A 20,076-nucleotide genomic window follows, 5' to 3' on the forward strand; every position below is an offset into this window, starting at 1 on the left:
TCCGCCGCTTCCGCCCTCTGGGCATCTTCCCTTGGGCATCTCGCCTTGGGCTTCTCCCTCTGGGCTTCTTCCGCACGGCTTTCCGTACGGCATCCGCGCGCGCTGTGCGCCGCGCGCTCCCTCAGTCGTCACCCTCTTCCACTGGAGTCCCTCGATGGACCGTCCGTCCAGTCACCCCACCCTCCAGACCATCGCCGTCGTCGGCCTCGGCACGATGGGCACCGGCATCGCCGAGGTCCTCGCCCGGGCCGGCCGCGAGGTCATCGGCATCGACGTCAGCGAGGCCGCCACCCGCCGGGCCGCGGCCTCGCTCGCGGCGGCCACCGAGCGCTCCGTCACCCGGGAGCGCCTCACCGAGCAGGAGCGGGCGGACGTGCTCGCCCGCTTCCGCACCTTCACCGATCTGGGCGCCGCCGCCGAGGCCGATCTGGTCATCGAGGTCGTGCCGGAGTCCTACGAGATCAAGCAGCAGGTGTTCCGCGAGCTCGACGCGATCGTCCGGCCCGACACCATCCTGGCCACCGGCACCAACGCCCTCTCGGTGACCCGCCTGGCCGCCGAGTCCCAGCGCCCCGAGCGCGTGCTGGGCCTGCACTTCTTCAACCCGGCGCCGGCGATGAAGCTGGTCGAGGTCGTCTCCAGCGTGCTGACGGCCCCGCCGGCCGTCGAGGCGGTCACCGAGCTGGCCCGCGAGCTCGGCAAGGAGCCCGTCTCGGTCGGCGACCGTCCCGGCTTCGTCGCCGACGGCCTGCTGTTCGGCTACCTCAACCAGGCCGCCGCCATGTACGAGGCGAAGTACGCCTCCCGCGAGGACATCGACGCGGCGATGCGGCTCGGCTGCGGTCTGCCCATGGGCCCGCTCGCGCTGCTCGACCTGATCGGCGTGGACACCGCCCGCACCGTCCTGGAGGCCATGTACACCTCCTCGGGCGACCGGCTGCACGCCCCGGCCCCGATCCTGGGCCAGCTCGCGGAGGCCGGCTTGACCGGGCAGAAGGCCGGGCGCGGGTTCTACACCTACGAGGCTCCGGGCAGCTCCACGGTGGTCCGCGACCAGCAGACCCCGCCGGAGGAGTCCCGGCTCGGCGCGGGCCGTCCCGTCACCTCGGTCGGCGTGGCCGGCTCGGGCACCATGGCGAGCGGGATCGCGCAGGTCTTCGCGCAGTCCGGGTTCGACGTGGTGCTGGCCGCCCGCAGCCAGGAGAAGGCGGAGGCGGCGAAGGCCGCGATCGGCAAGTCCTTGGGCCGTGCGGTGTCCAAGGGCCGGCTGACCGAGGAGGCCGCCGCGCAGACCCTGGGCCGGATCACCCCGGCCGGTTCGCTGGACGCCTTCGCCTCGGTGGACCTGGCCGTGGAGGCCGTGGCCGAGGACCTCGCGGTCAAGCAGGAGCTGTTCGCGGCCCTGGACAAGGTCTGCAAGCCGGGCGCCGTGCTGGCGACGACCACCTCCTCGCTGCCGGTGATCGCGGTGGCCCGCGTGACCTCGCGCCCGCAGGACGTGATCGGCATGCACTTCTTCAACCCGGCCCCGGCGATGAAGCTGGTCGAGGTGGTCCGCACGGTCCTGACGGCCGACGACGTGCACGCCACGGTCCGCGAGATCTGCCTCAAGGTGCGCAAGCACCCGGTGGACTGCGGGGACCGGGCCGGCTTCATCGTGAACGCGCTGCTGTTCCCGTACCTCAACAACGCGATCAAGATGGTCGAGCAGCACTACGCGAGCCTCGACCAGATCGACGCGGCGATGAAGCTGGGCGGCGGGTACCCGATGGGGCCCTTCGAGCTCCTGGACGTGGTCGGCCTCGACGTCTCGCTGGCCATCGAGAAGGTCCTCCACAAGGAGTTCCGCGACCCGGGTCTGGCCCCGTCCCCGCTGCTCGAGCACCTGGTGGCGGCGGGCTGCCTGGGCCGGAAGACCGGCCGCGGATTCCGTGAGTACGCCCGCCGGTAAGCCTCGGCCGGGCCACGAGCCGGATGCGTGGGGAGGGCTCCTCGGGCCCGCCGGACCCTCACGGTGGGCGAACCCTCCCGACGAGCACTGTGTGCCCAGTGCCGGTCCTCCCCCGCATCCACCCCAGTCCCACCCCCCTCGGGCGCGCTCTTCCGCGCAGATGAAGTACGTTCGCTCTATGTCCCAGCCCGCCAAGACCTCGTCCCGCGCCGCCGCGGCCTCCGACGCACAGGAGAGCACGGCCGGCACCAAGGCGGCCGCGCAGCGGCTCAAGATGCGCCGTGAGCTCGCCGCGGCCGCGATGGAGCTGTTCGCGACCAAGGGGTACGAGGCGACGACGGTCGACGAGATCGCCGCGACCGCCGGGGTGGCGCGCCGGACCTTCTTCCGGCACTTCCGGTCCAAGGAAGAGGCGATCTTCCCGGACCACGACGACACCCTGACCCGCGCCGAGGCCGTCCTCGACGTGGCCCCGGCGCACGAGCACCCGCTCGACACGGTGTGCCGCGGGATCAAGGAAGTCATGAAGATGTACGCCGCCTCGCCGGCGGTGTCGGTGGAGCGATACCGGCTGACGCGCGAGGTGCCGGCGCTGCGGGAGCGGGAGATCGCCTCGGTGGCCCGCTACGAGCGGCTGTTCACGCGCTACCTGCTCGCCCACTTCGACGAGCAGGACCACCACGACGGCAACGACGACCCGCTGCTGGCCGAGGTGGCCGCCTCCGCGGTGGTGACCGCCCACAACCACGTGCTGCGGCGCTGGCTGCGGGCGGGCGGCCAGGGGGACGTGGAGGCGCAGCTGGACCACGCCTTCTCGATCGTGCGCAAGACCTTCGGCACGGGGATCGGCGCGGGCCGCACCCTGACCAGTACGCCGCCGGCCGCGCCGGCCGCCGTCCGTACGCAGGGCGAGGTGCTGGTGGCGGTGGCCCGGACGGACGCTCCGCTGGACGAGGTCATGCGGACCATCGAAGAGGCACTGCGCACCACGTAGTCGAAACGTCGAAAAGCCGAAAAGCAGCACGCGCGATCCTCGTCACACAGGGCCGCCCCCGTTTCGGGGGCGGCCCTTTGCGTATGCCCGACTTGCCCCTACTCGCGGGTAACTCTGATCGATCATCGCTCATCCGCGCAGGTCAATCGGCAAATGAGAGAAAGTTTTGGCACGCGGTGCCTTGCCGGGTGACACGGGGTGCCATACGTTGAATCTCGTCCGGATGTCCCCGCGACCCACGCCCACACGGCACGGAACGCGCCCCGGATCGCCTGCGTCACCAGGCACCGCACGCCTCACCACGGGCGTCGCCCAGCAGCACCGCACCAGCCGGACCGACGGCACACCTGCACCACGCACCCCCGTTCCCCTCAGCGCACCCTCATCAGCGCTAGCCGGAGGCTCTACCGTGAAGGACATCCTGGACGCGATTCAGTCGCAGTCCGCCACCGCCGCAGACTTCGCGGCCCTGCCGCTGCCCGACTCGTACCGCGCGATCACCGTGCACAAGGACGAGGCGGAGATGTTCGCGGGGCTGACGACACGCGAGAAGGACCCGCGCAAGTCCCTTCACCTGGACAACGTCCCGGTGCCGGAGCTGGGCCCGGGCGAGGCCCTGGTCGCCGTCATGGCCTCCTCGGTCAACTACAACTCCGTGTGGACCTCGATCTTCGAGCCGGTGTCCACCTTCAGCTTCCTGGAGCGCTACGGGCGCCTGTCGGAGCTGACCAAGCGCCACGACCTGCCGTACCACATCATCGGCTCCGACCTCGCGGGCGTCGTGCTGCGCACCGGCCCGGGCGTGAACGCCTGGAAGCCGGGCGACGAGGTCGTCGCCCACTGCCTCTCGGTCGAGCTGGAGTCCTCCGACGGCCACAACGACACGATGCTCGACCCCGAGCAGCGCATCTGGGGCTTCGAGACCAACTTCGGCGGCCTGGCAGAGATCGCGCTCGTCAAGTCGAACCAGCTGATGCCCAAGCCCGGCCACCTCAGCTGGGAGGAAGCCGCCTCCCCCGGTCTGGTCAACTCCACGGCTTACCGCCAGCTGGTCTCCCGCAACGGCGCCGGCATGAAGCAGGGCGACAACGTCCTGATCTGGGGCGCCAGCGGCGGACTCGGCTCCTACGCCACCCAGTTCGCACTGGCCGGCGGCGCCAACCCGATCTGCGTGGTCTCCAGCCCCGAGAAGGCGGCCATCTGCCGCGCGATGGGCGCCGAGGCGGTCATCGACCGCAACGCCGAGGGCTACAAGTTCTGGAAGGACGAGCACACCCAGGACCCGAAGGAGTGGAAGCGCTTCGGCAAGCGCATCCGCGAGCTGACGGGCGGCGAGGACGTGGACATCGTCTTCGAGCACCCGGGCCGCGAGACCTTCGGCGCCTCGGTCTACGTCACCCGCAAGGGCGGCACGATCGTCACCTGCGCCTCCACCTCCGGCTACAACCACGAGTACGACAACCGCTACCTGTGGATGTCCCTCAAGAGGATCGTCGGCTCGCACTTCGCGAACTACCGCGAGGCGTGGGAGGCCAACCGCCTGGTCTCCAAGGGCAAGATCCACCCCACCCTGTCGAAGGTCTACTCCCTCGAGGAGACCGGCCAGGCCGCCTACGACGTCCACCGCAACCTCCACCAGGGCAAGGTCGGCGTCCTGGCGCTGGCCCCCGAGGAGGGCCTGGGCGTCCGCGACCACGAGCTGCGCGCCACGCACCTCGACGCCATCAACCGCTTCCGCAACATCTAAGGGCCAAAGGGACAGCCTGAGATGACAGAGCGCCAGAAGGACCGTCCGTGGCTCATGCGGACGTACGCCGGCCACTCCACGGCCGAGGCGTCCAACGAGCTGTACCGCCGCAACCTCGCCAAGGGCCAGACCGGCCTGTCGGTCGCGTTCGACCTTCCGACGCAGACCGGCTACGACCCCGACCACATCCTCGCCCGCGGCGAGGTGGGCCGGGTCGGGGTCCCGGTCTCCCATCTGGGCGACATGCGGCGGCTGTTCCAGGACATCCCCCTGGAGCAGATGAACACCTCGATGACGATCAACGCCACCGCCATGTGGCTGCTGGCGCTCTACCAGGTGGCCGCCGAGGAGCAGGGCGCGGACATATCCCTGCTCCAGGGCACCACCCAGAACGACATCGTCAAGGAGTACCTCTCGCGCGGGACGCACGTCTTCCCGCCGGGACCCTCGCTCCGCCTGACGACGGACATGATCGCGTACACGGTCAACCACATCCCGAAGTGGAACCCGATCAACATCTGCAGCTACCACCTGCAGGAGGCGGGAGCCACCCCGGTCCAGGAGATCTCGTACGCGATGTCCACCGCGATCGCGGTGCTGGACTCGGTGCGCGACTCGGGCCAGGTGCCCGAGGAGCGCTTCGGGGAGGTCGTCGCCCGCATCTCCTTCTTCGTGAACGCGGGCGTCCGCTTCATCGAGGAGATGTGCAAGATGCGCGCCTTCGGCCGCATCTGGGACCAGGTCACCCGTGAGCGCTACGGCATCGAGAACGAGAAGCAGCGGCGCTTCCGCTACGGGGTCCAGGTCAACTCCCTGGGCCTGACGGAGGCGCAGCCGGAGAACAACGTCCAGCGCATCGTGCTGGAGATGCTGGCCGTCACCCTCTCCAAGGACGCCCGCGCCCGCGCCGTTCAGCTGCCCGCCTGGAACGAGGCGCTGGGCCTGCCCCGGCCCTGGGACCAGCAGTGGTCGCTGCGCATCCAGCAGGTCCTGGCCCTGGAGAGCGACCTGCTGGAGTACGAGGACATCTTCGCCGGTTCCCACGTCATCGAGGCCAAAGTCGACTCCCTGGTCGCCGACTGCCTGGCCGAGATCGACCGGATCCAGGAGATGGGCGGCGCGATGGCCGCCGTCGAGTCCGGGTACCTGAAGGGCGAGCTGGTCTCCTCGCACGCCGAGCGGCGGGCGCGGATCGAGGCCGGCGAGGACAAGATCGTCGGGGTCAACTGCTTCCAGCAGACCGAGGAGAACCCGCTCACCGCCGACCTGGACGGCGCCATCATGACGGTCGACCCGGCAGTGGAGGCGCTCACCGTCGAGCGCATCGTCCGCTGGCGGGCGGAGCGTCAGGAGTCCTCGGACCGCCAGGGGAACGGCGATCCCTTCGTCTTCCCCACCACCCAGCAGGCCCTGGACCGCCTCAAGGAGGCCGCGGCCGGCACCGAGAACCTGATGGAAGCCACCCTGGAGTGCGCCCGGGCGGGTGTCACCACGGGCGAGTGGTCGAGCGCCCTGCGCGAGGTGTTCGGCGAGTTCCGGGCTCCGACCGGGGTCTCCTCGGCCCCGGTCGCGGTCACCGCCGAGCCCGGTACGCCGATGCACGAGGTCCGCGAGAAGGTCTCCCGTACGGCCGACGAGCTCGGCTCGGGCCGGCTGCGCCTGCTGGTCGGCAAGCCCGGCCTGGACGGGCACTCCAACGGCGCCGAGCAGATCGCCGTCCGGGCCCGCGACGCCGGTTTCGAGGTGGTCTACCAGGGCATCCGGCTGACGCCCGAGGAGATCTCCTCCGCGGCGCTGGCCGAGGACGTGCACTGCGTGGGACTGTCCATCCTGTCCGGATCCCACAGCGCACTCGTCCCGGATGTCCTCGAACGCCTGCGCGTTGCAGGGGCGGGTGACATTCCCGTCATCGTCGGAGGCATCATTCCGAACGCGGATGCCGTGACACTGAAGGCGGCCGGAGTCGCCGCCGTCTTCACCCCGAAGGATTTCGGCATCACGGAGATCATCGGCCGTATCGTCGACGAGATCCGCAAAGCCAACAAGCTCGCCCCTCTCGAAATCGTTGCAAGCACGGAGGTCCCCGCATGACCACGCCCGTCCACCCGGTGAACCGTCTTCGCCCGCGTCGCTCCTGCCTCGCGGTCCCGGGTTCGAACCCGCGCTTCCTGGAGAAGGCCCAGGGCCTGCCGGCCGACCAGGTCTTCCTGGACCTGGAGGACGCCTGCGCGCCGCTCGCCAAGGAAGGCGCCCGCCACACCATCGTGGACGCGCTGAACAACGGTGACTGGACGGGCAAGACCCGGGTCGTGCGCGTCAACGACTGGACCACGCACTGGACGTACCGCGATGTGATCACGGTCGTCGAGGGCGCCGGCCAGAACCTCGACTGCATCATGCTGCCGAAGGTCCAGGACGCCCAGCAGGTCGTGGCCCTCGACCTCCTGCTCACGCAGATCGAGAAGACCATGGGCTTCGAGGTCGGCAAGATCGGCATCGAGGCGCAGATCGAGAACGCCAAGGGCCTGGTGAACGTCGACGAGATCGCCGCCGCCTCCCCCCGGCTGGAGACGATCATCTTCGGCCCGGCCGACTTCATGGCCTCGATCAACATGAAGTCCCTGGTCGTGGGCATGCAGCCGCCCGGCTACGGCGCGGACGCCTACCACTACATCCTGATGCGGATCCTGATGGCGGCCCGCATGCACAACCTCCAGGCCGTCGACGGCCCCTTCCTCCAGATCCGCGACGTGGACGCCTACCGCGAGGTGGCCGGCCGGGCGGCGGCGCTGGGCTTCGACGGCAAGTGGGTGCTGCACCCGGGACAGGTCGACGCGGCGAACGAGGTCTTCTCCCCCTCGCAGGAGGACTACGACCACTCCGAGCTGATCCTCGACGCGTACGACTGGTGCACCTCGGAGGCCGGCGGCAAGAAGGGCTCCGCGATGCTCGGCGACGAGATGATCGACGAGGCCAGCCGCAAGATGGCCCTGGTCATCGCGGGCAAGGGCCGGGCCGCCGGTATGCAGCGCACCAGCAAGTTCGAGATCCCGGAGGCCTGATCCCCATGCAGTTCGGACGCACGTACGAAGAGTTCGAGGTCGGGGCGGTCTACAAGCACTGGCCCGGGAAGACGGTCACGGAGTACGACGACCACCTCTTCTGTCTGCTGACCATGAATCACCACCCGCTCCACATGGACAGCAACTACGCCGAGAACACGACCGACTTCGGCAAGAACGTGGTCGTGGGCAACTACATCTACTCGCTGCTGCTGGGCATGTCCGTCCCGGACGTCTCCGGGAAGGCCATCGCCAACCTGGAGATCGAGTCCCTGCGGCACGTGGCGCCGACCTTCCACGGCGACACCATCTACGGCGAGACCACGGTCCTCGACAAGACCCCGTCGAAGTCGAAGAACGACCGCGGCATCGTCTACGTCGAGACCAAGGGCTACAAGCAGGACGGCACCCTCGTCTGCGTCTTCCGGCGCAAGGTGATGGTCCCGACCGAGACGTACATCAAGGAGCGCGGCGGCGAGCAGCCCGGCCGCCCGCAGCTGAAGGAACAGGGGAAGTAGCCATGGCCCGACTCGCCCAGACCGCCGGGCTCACGGACGTCCAGCGGGAGATCCTCAAGACCGTCCGGGAGTTCGTCGACAAGGAGATCATCCCGGTCGCGACCGAGCTCGAACACCGTGACGAGTACCCGCAGCAGATCGTCGACGGCCTCAAGGAGCTCGGCCTCTTCGGCCTGATGATCCCGGAGGAGTACGGCGGTCTGGGTGAGTCGCTCCTCACCTACGCGCTGTGCGTGGAGGAGATAGCGCGGGGCTGGATGTCCGTCTCGGGCATCATCAACACCCACTTCATCGTGGCGTACATGCTCAAGCAGCACGGCACGCAGGAGCAGAAGGACCACTTCCTCCCGCGCATGGCGCTGGGCGAGGTGCGCGGCGCGTTCTCGATGTCCGAGCCGGGGCTCGGCTCCGATGTGTCGGCCATCACGTCCAAGGCGGTGAAGGACGGCGACGAGTACGTCCTGAACGGCCAGAAGATGTGGCTGACGAACGGCGGCACCTCCACCCTGGTGGCCGTTCTCGTACGAAGTGACGAAGGACACCCCGAGGGCACGGCGCCCCACAAGTCGATGACGACCTTCCTCGTCGAGAAGGAGCCGGGCTTCGGTGAGGTCCGTCCGGGCCTGACCATCCCCGGCAAGATCGACAAGATGGGCTACAAGGGCGTCGACACGACCGAGCTCATCATGGACGGACTGCGCATTCCGGCCAATCGCGTACTCGGCGGGCAGACGGGCCGAGGGTTTTACCAAATGATGGACGGGGTCGAGGTCGGCCGCGTCAACGTGGCGGCGCGTGGCTGCGGCGTCGCTCAGCGTGCTTTCGAACTGGGTGTCTCGTATGCCCAGCAACGTCACACTTTCGGCAAGGCGATCGCCGAGCACCAGGCCATCCAGTTCAAGCTGGCCGAGATGGCTACCAAGGTCGAAGCCGCCCATGCGATGATGGTGAATGCAGCACGCAAAAAGGACTCCGGGGAACGAAACGACCTCGAAGCAGGGATGGCGAAGTACCTCGCCTCCGAGTACTGCAAGGAGGTGGTTGAAGACGCCTTCCGCATCCATGGCGGCTACGGCTTCTCGAAGGAGTACGAGATCGAGCGTCTCTACCGGGAGGCTCCGATGCTGCTCATCGGTGAAGGTACCGCCGAGATCCAGAAAATGATCATCGGGCGACGCCTGCTCGAGGAGTACCGACTCCAGGGCTGAAAGTACCTTTTGCGGCGGATCATCCACTGATTCGTCGCAAAAGAGTCACTACCAGTCACTGGCCGACGGCCATCGACTCGGCTTCTGGCTTGCCCAGTTGTTGCGCGCAACCGATAGCATTCCAGTAAAGCCGCCGTCCCGTCCCCCCGTTTACGGCGCGGCAATCACCCGCTACGAAGGTCATCCATGCCCCACAGCCAAACCTCTGCACCTCGCGACAGCCTCCGTGGCGTACGCCTCGCGCGCGGAGCATCGCCGTGGCTTCTGCCGACCCTCGCCACCGCGGCGCTCAGCCTCACCCGGGCTCGCAAGTCCGGGCGCTGGGCCGCGGCGGCCGTGCCCACCACCGCGCTCGCGGCGGGCATGCTGTGGTTCTTCCGCGACCCCGAGCGCGAGATCGCCCAGGGCCGTGTCATCTCGCCCGCCGACGGTGTGGTGCAGAGCATCATGCCGTGGAAGGACGGACGGACCCGGGTCGCGATCTTCATGAGCCCGCTGAACGTCCACGTCAACCGCGCGCCCCTGGCGGGCACGGTGACGTCCGTGGAGCACATCCCCGGCGGATTCGTCCCGGCGTTCAACAAGGAGAGCGAGAACAACGAGCGCGTTGTCTGGCACTTCGACACCGAGCTCGGCGACATCGAGATGGTGCAGATCGCCGGCGCAGTCGCCCGGCGCATCGTTCCGTACCTGCCGGCCGGTACGAAGGTCGAGCAGGGCGAACGCATCGGTCTGATCCGCTTCGGCTCCCGCGTCGACATCTACCTCCCCGAGGGTGTCGAGGTCGCGGTCGAGGTCGGTCAGGCCACCACCGCGGGGGTGACACGAATTGACCGTGACTGACCCTGAGACTCCGGCAGCCGGCTGGGTGCCCGAGCCCGCCGAGGAGGAGTCCGCCGAGGACGACATGCCGCTCTCGCTGCGGCTGTCGATAGCGGACACCCTCACGCTCGGCAATGCGACGTGCGGATTCATGGCGGTGTACTTCACCACCACCGGAATCCTCATCCCGCACCTCACCGGCAGTGGCGAGTCGGGCATGGCCCGTAACAGCGCCGCGACGGCAGTGATACTGATGCTGCTCGCCGCGGTCTTCGACCTCTTCGACGGCATCGTGGCCCGCAAGCTGCGCAGCTCGCCGATGGGCGCCGAGCTGGACAACCTGTCCGACCTGATCAGCTTCGGCCTGGCTCCCGCGTACTTCGTGCTCGTCTACGGCATGGTCGCCGACGACGCGGTGCAGAAGATGTCGGCGCTGGCCGCGATCGTGGTGCTGCTGGCCGTGGTGCTCAGACTCGCGAGATTCAGCTGCGTGACGATGAAGGACGGCATGTTCCAGGGCATGCCGAGCCCCTTCGGCGCCCTGACGGTCGTCTCGATCGTGCTGCTGGAGCTCCCCTTCGTCCCGACGCTGCTGGCGATCATCGGCGTGGCCTGGCTGATGGTGAGCCGGGTCGAGTACCCGAAGCCGCGGGGTGTCCTCGCGGTGGCGATGCTCTGCTGGATCGTCGGTGCGATGGGGCTGCTGGCGGCCTGGGCGTTCGACGCCCCGGGCGGTCAGCTGCTGCTCCAGACCGGCTGCGCCCTGCAGATCGCGATGGCGGCGACCATTCCGCTGTTCGCGACGACCCGGAGGGCGAACACCTTCCGGCACAACCGTCGCGAGGCCCGCGCCACCACGCTGCGCTAGCTGTACGACAAGAGGCCCCCGGATGCCGATGGCATCCGGGGGCCTCTTGTCGTTTCTGGCTGCGGGTCCGTTGCTGGGGCTCCGCCCCAGACCCCGCTCCTCAAACGCCGGAGGGGCTGGAGGGGGCCCGGGAGGGCTGGGAGGTGCTGCCAGGCGGCTAGGTGCCGGGGGTGTAGGCCTGGGCTGCCGGGGTTACCGCGGCTTCCTTGACCACCTTCAGGCCGCCCGGGGTCTGCTCGTCCGGCTTCATGATCACACTCTGCCTGGTGGAAGGGGACTTCGGGTCGGAGAAGTCGTGCGTGATCCCGAAGCCGCTGTCGTAGGACTTCAGGCTCAGCAGGGCCTTGCCCACGCCTTCGCGGGTGAGGTCCTTGTCCGCGCAGGCCTTCTTCAGCGCCTCCCCGTAGACCGCGGCGGCCGTGTATCCGGCCACCACCCCGTTGTCGAGCCCCGCGCCCGGGTAGGCCTCCTTGTAGGCCGCGGCGAGGGCCGCCGGGCCGGGGGCGGTGGAGCCGATGGGCAGGGTGGACGCGGCGACGTAGTAGTCCTTCTGCAGGGCCGCGCCCGCCGGGGTGGCGAGCAGCTGCGGAGCGAAGGCCGAGTTGTTGCCGACCACCGGGACGTTCCAGCCGCCGGCCGCGGCGACCCCGACCAGCGAGGCCGCCTGCCGGGGCCCGGCGCTGATCACCACGGCCTTGACCCCGGCCTGCTTGAGTGCGGCGACCTGGGCGGACATGTCGTTGTCGGTGGGCTTGATCTTCTGCTCGACGACGGTCAGCCCGGCCTCCTTGGCCGCGTGCTTGGACCCGGCCAGGGCGTTCTCGCCGTAGTCACCCTCGAAGTACACGTGCCCGATCTTGTCCCCGGAGGCGATGCGCTTCTGTTCGAGGAGGTAGCCGATGGCGTTGACCGTCTCGATGTCGTAGGTGGCACCCACCGTACGGATGGCAGGGCTGCCCAGCAGCGAGGCGGACCAGGCCTGCGGGATGACCAGCCCCTTGTCCTGGCCGTCGATGCGGTCCTTGGCGGCGGCGACGAACGGGGAGCCGATGAACTGGGCGAAGCCGAGCACGTCGGGCTCCAGCTCGGTGTAGCCGGCGAGGGCCTTCTGCGGGTCGTAGCCGTGGTCCCGGACCGTCAGCTCCAGCTGTCGGCCGCAGATGCCGCCGGCGGCGTTGGTCTGCTTGATCCACAGCTGCTGGGCCTGCGTGACGCTCTTGCCGAGCGAGGCGTAGACGCCGGTCATGTCGGTGAGGGCGCCGAGCCGGATGGCGGTGGCGGTGACCCCCTTGCCGGTCTTGACCCCGCCCTCGCCCTGCTTGTCCTCGGTGCCGGTGCCCGCCTTGCCGCTGCACCCGGCCGCGCCGGTGAGCAGGAGCGCGGCCGCGAGGGCCGCCGTACCGAGTCGCGCTCGCTTGTCCGTGCCGGGTCTGATCACGCTGGCTCCTTCGGGGGTCTGATCCGGGCGAGGCCGCCCGGGAGGAACAGGACGACGGCGACGACGGCCGCGCCGTACAGGTAGCGGGACGCCTCGCCCGGGGAGACCCCGCCGGCGCCGGGGGCGGCGACGAGCGGGAGGGCGTCGCTGTAGCGGGTGAGCAGCTGGGGCAGCAGGGAGACGAACGCGGCGCCGATGACGGCGCCCGCGACCGTGCCGAGGCCGCCGATCACGATCATGGCGAGGTATTCGAGGGACAGGACCATGCCGAAGTAGTCGGGCACGGTGCGCTGGAAGACGAGGGCGAGCAGGACCCCCGCCAGGCCCGCGTACATGGAGGACAGGACGAAGACGGCGGCGCGGTAGCGGGCCACGGGGACGCCCATGACCCCGGCGGCGATGGTGTGGTCGCGGATGGCGTTCATGGCGCGGCCCGGGCGCCCGCGCAGGATGCCGCGGGCGAAGAGGGCGCAGGCCAGGAGCGCGGCGAGGGCGACGTACCAGAGCTTCTCGGCGGACTGGAAGGGGACGGCGGCGATCACGGTCTCGGTGTCGTCGAAGGTGATCCCGAGGAGGGAGAGGGGTTCGACGGCGCGGCCGTTGAAGCCGCCGGTGAGGGGGGTGGCGTTGAACAGCACGTGCTGCCCGATGAAGATCAGCGCGAGGGTGGCGATGCCGAGGTAGGCGCCGCGCAGGCGGCCGGCGATGGGGCTGAAGAGCCCGCCGACGGCTCCGGCGAGGACGACGGCGAGCACGGCCGCCAGCCAGCTGGGCAGGCCGAGGCCGACGAGCTCGTGGCCGCCGGACCGCCCGCCGTCCCCGGCCAGGGCGCAGTATCCGTACGCGCCGACGGCGAGGAAGAAGGCGTGCCCCATGGACAGCTGGCCGGTGGCGCCGGTGAGCAGGTTGAGGCCGATGGCCCCGATGCCCGCGGCGATGGCGAACAGCCCGGCCTGGAGCCAGAACCGCTCCAGGTAGAAGGGCAGCGCGAGGAGCACGACGGCCCCGGCGCTCCACAGGATCGGGCGCCCCGGGATCGCGCGCCTGAGGACCAGGCCCTTGGGGATCGGGCGCGGGGTGCTAGACACGGGCGGGCTCCTTCGTGCCGAAGAGGCCGGCCGGGCGCAGCAGCAGCACCGCGACCATGACCAGGTACGGGGCGAGGTCGCCGATGCCGCGGCCGAGGAAGGCGAGCTGGCCCTGGTAGCCGGTGGCCATGGCCTCGGTGACGCCGACGATCAGGCCGCCCGCGAGGGCTCCGGTGGTGGAGTCGAGGCCGCCGAGGATGGCGGCCGGGAAGGCCTTGAGGGCGGCCAGTGAGGTGGCCCGTTCCAGGCCGGGGGTGGGGAAGACGGTGAGGAAGAGCGCCGCCACGGCGGCCAGGGCGCCGGCGACCGCCCACGCCGCCAGCGAGACCCGGCCCAGCCGGACGCCCATCAGCGCGGCGGTCTCCGGCTTCTCGGCGGCGGCCCGCATGGCCACCCCCCAGGCGGTGTACCGGAACAGCAGCAGGAATGCGCCGATGAGGAGGCTCGCGGAGGCGAAGGCCGCGATCCGGGTCTGCGGGAGGGTGACCGGGCCCAGGTGGACCACCGCGTCGCCCCACGGATCGCCGAGCGCGAGTACGTCCGTACCGATGCGACGGGTGAGGTCGGTGGTGAGCAGGATGTCCACGCCGATGGTGACGATGGCGAGGACGCTCTGGTCCTGGCCGCGGTAGCGGCGCATGACCAGGAACTCCACCCCGGCACCGACCGCGGCGGCGGCGCCGATGCCCACGGCCAGGGCGGGCCAGAAGCCGATGTCGTCGTGCAGGACGGCGGTGACGTAGCCGCCCGCCAGGAGGAGGGAGGCGTGGGCGAAGTTGACGACCTCGGTGGCCTTGAAGATGACCACGAAGCCGAGGGCGATCAGCGCGTACACGGAGCCCATGGAGAGGCCGCCGAGCAGCAGTTCAAGGAAGGTGGTCACGCGGCAGGGTCCTCCTCGCCGAGGTAGGCGCGGACGACCGCCGGGTCGCTCTGCACCTGGGCGGGGGTTCCGCCGCCGATCCGTCTGCCGAAGTCGAGTACGGTCACCGCGTCCGCGAGCCGCATCACCACCCCCATGTCGTGTTCGACGAGCACGATCGAGATGCCGAGGCCGTCGCGGACTCCCGCGATGACGGCGGCGGTGCGCTGCCGTTCACCGGCGGTCATTCCGGCGACGGGTTCGTCCAGGAGGAGCAGCCGGGGCTCCATGCACAGGGCCCGGGCCAGCTCGACGAGTTTCTGTTTCCCGTACGGGAGGGAGCCGGCGGGGGCGGCCAGGTCGGCCTCCAGACCGACGAAGGCGGCGATCTCGCGGACCCGTTCGCGGTGCCGGCGGTCCTCGCGGACGGCGGCCGGCAGCCGGAGTCCGGCCGCGAGGAATCCGGAGCGCATCAGCCGGTGGCGGCCGAGCAGCAGGCTCTCGGCGACCGTGGTGTGCGGGGGCAGGGCGAGGTTCTGGAAGGTACGGGCGATGCCGAGGGCGGCGACGGCGTGCGGGGCGAGGCCGGTGAGCTCGGCGGCGCCGAAGCGGACGCTGCCGGAGGTGGCCCGGTAGACCCCGGAGAGCACGTTGAAGCAGGTGGACTTGCCGGCGCCGTTGGGGCCGATGACGGCGTGCACACTGCCGGGCTCGACGGTGAAGGAGACGCCGTCGAGGGCGGTGAGACCGGCGAAGCGGACGGTGACGTCGGTGACGGTGAGGGGCGGGATCACGCCGACCACCTGCGCAGGGTGCCGCTCGCCGGTGGCGTTTCGACGGCGCCTTCGTCCGTGATGCCGAGATAGCGGCGGCGTACCTCGTCCGAGGCCGCCAGCTCGGCGGCCGGGCCGGACAGGGTGACCTCGCCGACCTCCAGGACGTAGGCGTGGGAGGCGAGCCGGAGCGCGAGGGCGGCGTTCTGCTCCACCAGCAGCACGGAGGTGCCCGAGGCGTTGATCTCGGTGATGGTCGCGGCGATCGTCGCGGCCATCTTCGGCGCCAGACCCAGTGAGGGCTCGTCCAGGAGCAGCAGCCGGGGGCGGGCCATCAGGGCGCGGCCGAGGGCCAGCATCTGCTGCTCGCCGCCGGAGAGCAGGCCCGCCCGCTGCCTGGAGCGTTTGGCGAGGACCGGGAAGAGTTCGTGGACGCGGGCCAGCGAGCGGGCGGTGTCGGCCCGGGAGCCGGCCCGGGCCCCGAGGGCGCCCGCCCGCAAGTTGTCCGCGACGCTCATCCGGGCGAACACCTGGCGCCCTTCGGGGACTTGCACCACTCCGGCGGCGACCGCACGGGCCGGGGCCAGTCCGTCCAGCGGCATGCCGTCGAAGGTCACGCTGCCCCCGGTGACGGCGCCGCGGTGAAAGGCGAGCGTGCGGGACACGGCCCGCAGCAGGGTCGTCTTTCCCGCACCGTTCCCGCCGAGTACGACGACCACGGCGCCCGCGGGTACGTCGAGCGACACGGCGCGCAGCGCCCGGACCGGCCCGTAGCCGACGGACAGCTCGCGCACTTGGAGCGAGGCCACATCCCCTCCCACTGTTCCGGCTCTGTGCTGGCGCACAGACCAGCACCGGGCGGGGCGGCCGTCCACGCCCCGAAGCGGAATCGCTGCCGATGACCAGCCGGGAGTGGGGTCCGGTTGTGCAGCGGCACAGACCTGCGTACGGGGCCCCTTACGCGGGTGGGCCGCGGGTGACATCCTCTGCGGCCATGGGCGGACGCAGGGCGCGTACGGAAGCGGAGTGGTCGGTGCTGCTGACGGCGGCCGAGGTGCTGCTGGAGCGCGTCCCGGAGCTCACGGAGCAGCTGATCGGCGATCTGGCGCAGCACTCGCCGCTGTTCGACCTGGTGGTGCCGCGGGACGAGCACTGGCAGCAGATCAGCGAGGCCATGCGCTACGGCATCGAGGCGTTCGCCGCGCGGCGCTCGGACACGCGCAAGGACCTGGTGTACGCGGAGGAGCTGGGGCGGCGCCGGGCCGAACAGGGGCTTCCGCTGGACCTGTTGCTGTACGCGTACCGGCGCGCGGGGCGGCTGACCTGGGACGCGCTGCTGGACATCGTCACCGAGGAGGACCCGGACGCCCTGCCGGTGCTGGCGCGGACGGCCGGTGCGATGTGGGCCGGAATCGAGCAGCAGGCCGCGACGACGGCGGAGGCCTACCGGGCGGGCGAGCGGGAGATGCGGCGGCGCAGCGACGAGCGGGTGCAGGCCCTGCTGGACGCGCTGCTCCAGGGGGACGCGGCGCCGGGCCTGGCGGCGCGCGCGGCGGCGGGCCTGGACCTGCCGGAGCAGGGGCGGTACGCGGTGGTCGTGCTCCCCGTGGACCGGCGGGACTCGGTGCACCGGGTGGCGGCGGTGGGCGGGATGCGGCTGTTCTGGCGGATGCGGGCGGAGCAGGAGCTGGCGGTGGTGGCCCTGGGGTCGTCCTCCCCGGAGGAGCTGGCCTCGGAGCTGGCCGACCGCTGCCACGGGCCGGGCGGGATCAGCCCGGTGGTGGACGGGCTGGCGGAGCTGAGCCGGGCCCGCCGCCTGGCCGAGACGGCGCTGGCCACCTGCGGTGCGGAGGAGCGCGGGCTGGTCCGCCTGTCGGAGCGGCTGCCCGCCGCGCTGGTGGTGGGCCAGCCCGAGCTCGCGGGGGAGCTGGTCGAGGCGGTCCTGGGGCCCCTCCTGGAACTGGACCCGGCGGACCGGGCGGTGCTGCTGGAGACGCTCGACGCGTGGCTCGCCGCCGAGGGCTCCGCCGGGCGGGCGGCGACCCGGCTGTACTGCCACCGCAACACGGTGTTCAACCGGCTGCGCCGCCTGGAGCACCTGACGTCCCGGTCCCTGTCGCGGCCGCACGACCTGGTCGCCCTCACCCTGGCCCGCGACGCCCACCGCCTGTCCGCCGCCGCGGGGCCGCCCGGCCCCTGACCGCTTCCGCGGTCCGGGTCGGCGCGCCGTAGGCTTGATGTCGGAAAACCGCCAGCCGCGGTGGATCTCACCCCGGATCCTGGAGCCATGCACACCGACACCGAGCGTTGCGTCAGAGCCGTGCAGTCGAAGGACGCCCGCTTCGACGGCTGGTTCTTCACCGCCGTCCTGACCACGCGGATCTACTGCCGGCCCAGCTGCCCCGCCGTACCGCCGAAGGTCGAGAACATGACCTTCCTGCCCAGCGCCGCCGCCTGCCAGCAGGCCGGTTTCCGCGCCTGCAAGCGGTGCCGGCCCGACACCAGCCCCGGCTCCCCCGAGTGGAACGCCCGCGCCGACGCCGTCGCCCGCGCCATGCGCCTCATCCAGGACGGGGTGGTGGACCGCGAGGGGGTTCCCGGCCTGGCCACCCGGCTCGGCTACTCCACCCGCCAGGTGGAACGGCAGCTCAGCGCCGAGCTCGGCGCCGGACCCCTGGCCCTCGCGAGGGCCCAGCGCGCCCAGACCGCCCGGCTGCTCATCGAGACCTCCGAGCTCCCGATGGGGGACGTCGCGTTCGCGGCCGGCTTCTCCTCCATCCGCACCTTCAACGACACCGTCCGCGAGGTCTTCGCCCTCTCCCCCAGCGAGCTGCGGCTGCGCGCCGACAAGGCCAACCGCCATCAGCCGCGGATCCCCGGGACGATCAGCCTCCGGCTGCCGTTCCGGGCCCCCCTGAACCCGGACAACCTCTTCGGGCACCTGGCCGCGACCGCCGTCCCCGGCGTGGAGGAATGGCGGGACGGCGCCTACCGCCGGACCCTGCGCCTGCCCTACGGCACCGGGGTCGTCGCACTGACCCCCCAGCCCGACCACATCGGCTGCCGCCTCGCCCTGACCGACCTGCGCGACCTCACCATCGCCATCAGCCGCTGCCGCTGGATGCTCGACCTGGACGCCGATCCCGAGGCCGTCGACGAGCAGCTGCGCTCCGACCCGCTGCTGGCCCCGCTCGTGGACAAGGCTCCCGGGCGCCGGGTTCCCCGTACGGTCGACGCGGCGGAGTTCGCCGTACGGGCGGTCCTCGGCCAGCAGGTGTCCACGGCGGCGGCGCGCACGCACGCGGCCCGGCTGGTCACCGCGCACGGCGAGCCCGTGCAGGACCCGCTCGGCGGGCTGACCCACCTCTTCCCCTCCCCGCAGGCCCTCGCCGAGGTGGACCCGGAGTCCCTGGCCATGCCGCGCACCCGGCGCACCACGTTCACCACGCTGGTCTCGGCGCTCGCCGGCGGTTCGCTGCCGCTCGGCATCGACAGCGACTGGGAGGCGGCGCGCGCGCAGCTGTCCGCGCTGCCCGGCTTCGGCCCGTGGACCACCGAGATCATCGCGATGCGGGCGCTCGGCGACCCGGACGCGTTCCTGCCGTCCGACCTGGGCATCCGGCGGGCGGCGCAGGGGCTCGGGCTGCCGTCCACGCCCTCGGCGCTGACCGCCCGGGCGGCCCGCTGGCGGCCCTGGCGCGCCTACGCCGTCCAGTACTTGTGGGCCACCGACGACCACGCCATCAACCACCTGCCCGCCTGAGGAGCACATCGTGAACACCAGCAGCAAGCAGCACGCCGTCGTCGACAGCCCCTACGGTCCGCTCACCCTGGTCTCGACGGACGGGGTCCTCAGCGGTCTGTACATGACCGGGCAGCGCCACCGCCCGACCGAGGAGGCCTTCGGGGAGCGGGTCGCCGCCACGGAGGAGCCCTTCCCCGAAGTGGTGCGGCAGCTGACCGCGTACTTCGCCGGGGAACGCACCGAGTTCGACCTGCCGCTACGGCTGGAGGGCACCGACTTCCAGCGCAGCGTGTGGGACCAGCTCGTACGGATCCCCTACGGCGAGACCTGGTCGTACGGGCAGCTCGCGTCCGAGCTCGGCAAGCCGAACGCCTCGCGCGCCGTGGGGCTGGCCAACGGGAAGAACCCGATCGGCATCATCGTGCCGTGCCACCGGGTGATCGGGGCATCGGGCGGCATGACCGGCTACGGCGGCGGCGTCGAGCGCAAGGTGCGGCTGCTCGGCTTCGAGGCCGGGGCCCGGCAGCTCTAGTCCCGGAGGGGACCTGGCGGCTAGACGACGAGCAGCGGGACCAGCAGGGCGAAGGCGGCGCCCGCTTCCACCGCGTAGCCGTACAGCGAGGGGTGCTGGACGGGGGCGGCGAGCAGCACCACGCTCTGCTGGGCGGCGGCCGCCGTCACCCAGTCGGCGTCGGCGCCGAGGTTGCCCTGGTACCAGCCTTCGCAGGAGCCGGGGCCGCTGACGGCGAGGAGGTCGTCCTCGCGGCGGTAGAAGGCCTGCCACTGGGTGGCGGGCACGGACCAGCCCTCGAAGTCGGTGAACTGGGACCAGCCGCCGTCGCGGATCGCGGTGTCGAACAGCCAGACCGGCATCCCCTCCGGGGTCACCTCGCCGGCGGACTGCTGATCGGTGGTGAAGTGGACCATGGGGAGGGCGTCGGGCCCGTCGGCGGTGCTGGGCCAGGCGTACATCGTGATCATCAGCTGATTCTGTCCTGCT

The 20,076-nt window shown here is 71.0% G+C and carries 18 protein-coding genes; 12 read left to right on the forward strand and 6 right to left on the reverse strand.

Translation table 11 applies throughout. From position 1 onward, the window contains the following. The first annotated feature begins 154 nt into the window (after positions 1-154). The 9 genes from OHA89_RS08240 to pssA all read left to right on the forward strand — a co-directional run bounded on the left by OHA89_RS08240 (position 155) and on the right by pssA (position 11,170). On the forward strand, positions 155-1,951 hold the full coding sequence (locus OHA89_RS08240; RefSeq protein ID WP_215146709.1) for a 3-hydroxyacyl-CoA dehydrogenase family protein: 1,797 nt from the start codon (positions 155-157) through the stop codon (positions 1,949-1,951). 178 nt (positions 1,952-2,129) lie between these two features. Beyond that, the gene (locus OHA89_RS08245; RefSeq protein ID WP_215146710.1) at positions 2,130-2,945 is read left to right on the forward strand and encodes a TetR family transcriptional regulator; all 816 of its coding nucleotides are present in this window, start codon (positions 2,130-2,132) and stop codon (positions 2,943-2,945) included. Positions 2,946-3,354: 409 nt separating this feature from the next. After that, the gene (ccrA, locus tag OHA89_RS08250) at positions 3,355-4,692 is read left to right on the forward strand and encodes a crotonyl-CoA carboxylase/reductase (RefSeq protein WP_257553448.1); all 1,338 of its coding nucleotides are present in this window, start codon (positions 3,355-3,357) and stop codon (positions 4,690-4,692) included. Between the two features lie 21 nt (positions 4,693-4,713). Further along, positions 4,714-6,783 (forward strand): protein meaA, encoded by a 2,070-nt coding sequence (locus OHA89_RS08255; RefSeq protein ID WP_266613889.1) that lies wholly within the window; start codon positions 4,714-4,716, stop codon positions 6,781-6,783. Then, positions 6,780-7,754 carry an HpcH/HpaI aldolase/citrate lyase family protein gene (locus OHA89_RS08260; protein WP_406365790.1) on the forward strand — a complete coding sequence of 325 codons (975 nt, stop codon included), beginning with the start codon at positions 6,780-6,782 and terminating at the stop codon, positions 7,752-7,754. Before OHA89_RS08255 ends, OHA89_RS08260 begins: the two co-directional genes overlap by 4 nt. A 5-nt stretch (positions 7,755-7,759) precedes the next feature. Then, positions 7,760-8,272, forward strand: a complete 513-nt coding sequence (locus tag OHA89_RS08265) for a MaoC family dehydratase (RefSeq protein WP_030155134.1) — start codon at positions 7,760-7,762, stop codon at positions 8,270-8,272. Between the two features lie 2 nt (positions 8,273-8,274). Then, entirely contained in the window at positions 8,275-9,480 is a 1,206-nt protein-coding gene (locus OHA89_RS08270; RefSeq protein ID WP_257553451.1) for an acyl-CoA dehydrogenase family protein, read from the forward strand. A 186-nt stretch (positions 9,481-9,666) separates the two neighbouring features. Then, a complete protein-coding gene (locus OHA89_RS08275; RefSeq protein WP_069922629.1) occupies positions 9,667-10,323 on the forward strand; it encodes a phosphatidylserine decarboxylase in 657 nt (218 codons plus the stop codon). Further along, complete coding sequence (gene pssA / locus OHA89_RS08280; protein WP_406365791.1) at positions 10,310-11,170, forward strand: CDP-diacylglycerol--serine O-phosphatidyltransferase; 861 nt, start codon at positions 10,310-10,312, stop codon at positions 11,168-11,170. Before OHA89_RS08275 ends, pssA begins: the two co-directional genes overlap by 14 nt. A gap of 157 nt (positions 11,171-11,327) precedes the next feature. Here the strand turns inward: pssA and OHA89_RS08285 are convergent, their stop codons facing one another. The 5 genes from OHA89_RS08285 to OHA89_RS08305 are packed head-to-tail and all read right to left on the reverse strand — an operon-like array spanning position 11,328 to position 16,140. Beyond that, complete coding sequence (locus tag OHA89_RS08285; protein WP_406365792.1) at positions 11,328-12,608, reverse strand: ABC transporter substrate-binding protein; 1,281 nt, start codon at positions 12,606-12,608, stop codon at positions 11,328-11,330. Further along, entirely contained in the window at positions 12,605-13,675 is a 1,071-nt protein-coding gene (locus OHA89_RS08290) for a branched-chain amino acid ABC transporter permease (protein WP_257559279.1), read from the reverse strand. The genes OHA89_RS08285 and OHA89_RS08290 overlap by 4 nt, the downstream gene beginning before the upstream one ends. Positions 13,676-13,688: 13 nt before the next feature. Then, positions 13,689-14,579: a branched-chain amino acid ABC transporter permease gene (locus OHA89_RS08295; RefSeq protein ID WP_266613898.1), complete on the reverse strand. Its 891-nt coding sequence runs from the start codon at positions 14,577-14,579 to the stop codon at positions 13,689-13,691. Then, positions 14,576-15,352 (reverse strand): ABC transporter ATP-binding protein, encoded by a 777-nt coding sequence (locus OHA89_RS08300; RefSeq protein ID WP_266613899.1) that lies wholly within the window; start codon positions 15,350-15,352, stop codon positions 14,576-14,578. The genes OHA89_RS08295 and OHA89_RS08300 overlap by 4 nt, the downstream gene beginning before the upstream one ends. Beyond that, a complete protein-coding gene (locus OHA89_RS08305) occupies positions 15,349-16,140 on the reverse strand; it encodes an ABC transporter ATP-binding protein (RefSeq protein ID WP_215146719.1) in 792 nt (263 codons plus the stop codon). Before OHA89_RS08305 ends, OHA89_RS08300 begins: the two co-directional genes overlap by 4 nt. Positions 16,141-16,325: 185 nt before the next feature. Here OHA89_RS08305 and OHA89_RS08310 point away from each other — a divergent pair, with 185 nt between their 5' ends. The 3 genes from OHA89_RS08310 (at position 16,326) to OHA89_RS08320 (ending at position 19,608) form a co-directional block, all read left to right on the forward strand. After that, a complete protein-coding gene (locus OHA89_RS08310) occupies positions 16,326-17,531 on the forward strand; it encodes a CdaR family transcriptional regulator (protein WP_257559280.1) in 1,206 nt (401 codons plus the stop codon). Between the two features lie 87 nt (positions 17,532-17,618). Next, positions 17,619-19,094, forward strand: a complete 1,476-nt coding sequence (locus OHA89_RS08315) for an AlkA N-terminal domain-containing protein (RefSeq protein ID WP_266613901.1) — start codon at positions 17,619-17,621, stop codon at positions 19,092-19,094. A gap of 10 nt (positions 19,095-19,104) precedes the next feature. Continuing rightward, a complete protein-coding gene (locus tag OHA89_RS08320; RefSeq protein ID WP_406365793.1) occupies positions 19,105-19,608 on the forward strand; it encodes a methylated-DNA--[protein]-cysteine S-methyltransferase in 504 nt (167 codons plus the stop codon). 20 nt (positions 19,609-19,628) lie between these two features. On the opposite strand, the gene OHA89_RS08325 is transcribed toward OHA89_RS08320, so the two are convergent. Beyond that, a complete protein-coding gene (locus OHA89_RS08325) occupies positions 19,629-20,057 on the reverse strand; it encodes a hypothetical protein (RefSeq protein WP_215146721.1) in 429 nt (142 codons plus the stop codon). Positions 20,058-20,076 lie beyond the last annotated feature (19 nt).

It is taken from the genome of Streptomyces sp. NBC_01546 (genome assembly GCF_045208355.1).
In the GTDB taxonomy this organism is placed as follows: Bacteria; Actinomycetota; Actinomycetes; order Streptomycetales; family Streptomycetaceae; genus Streptomyces.

Excerpts from the sequence above, each read along its gene's own strand:
- OHA89_RS08325 (WP_215146721.1), bottom strand. The coding sequence starts at position 20,057 with ATGATCACGATGTACGCCTGGCCCAGCACCGCCGACGGGCCCGACGCC.
- OHA89_RS08275 (WP_069922629.1), top strand. The coding sequence starts at position 9,667 with ATGCCCCACAGCCAAACCTCTGCACCTCGCGACAGCCTCCGTGGCGTA.
- OHA89_RS08310 (WP_257559280.1), top strand. The coding sequence starts at position 16,326 with ATGGGCGGACGCAGGGCGCGTACGGAAGCGGAGTGGTCGGTGCTGCTG.
- OHA89_RS08255 (WP_266613889.1), top strand. The coding sequence starts at position 4,714 with ATGACAGAGCGCCAGAAGGACCGTCCGTGGCTCATGCGGACGTACGCC.
- OHA89_RS08270 (WP_257553451.1), top strand. The coding sequence starts at position 8,275 with ATGGCCCGACTCGCCCAGACCGCCGGGCTCACGGACGTCCAGCGGGAG.
- OHA89_RS08265 (WP_030155134.1), top strand. The coding sequence starts at position 7,760 with ATGCAGTTCGGACGCACGTACGAAGAGTTCGAGGTCGGGGCGGTCTAC.
- OHA89_RS08240 (WP_215146709.1), top strand. The coding sequence starts at position 155 with ATGGACCGTCCGTCCAGTCACCCCACCCTCCAGACCATCGCCGTCGTC.
- OHA89_RS08245 (WP_215146710.1), top strand. The coding sequence starts at position 2,130 with ATGTCCCAGCCCGCCAAGACCTCGTCCCGCGCCGCCGCGGCCTCCGAC.
- OHA89_RS08260 (WP_406365790.1), top strand. The coding sequence starts at position 6,780 with ATGACCACGCCCGTCCACCCGGTGAACCGTCTTCGCCCGCGTCGCTCC.
- OHA89_RS08315 (WP_266613901.1), top strand. The coding sequence starts at position 17,619 with ATGCACACCGACACCGAGCGTTGCGTCAGAGCCGTGCAGTCGAAGGAC.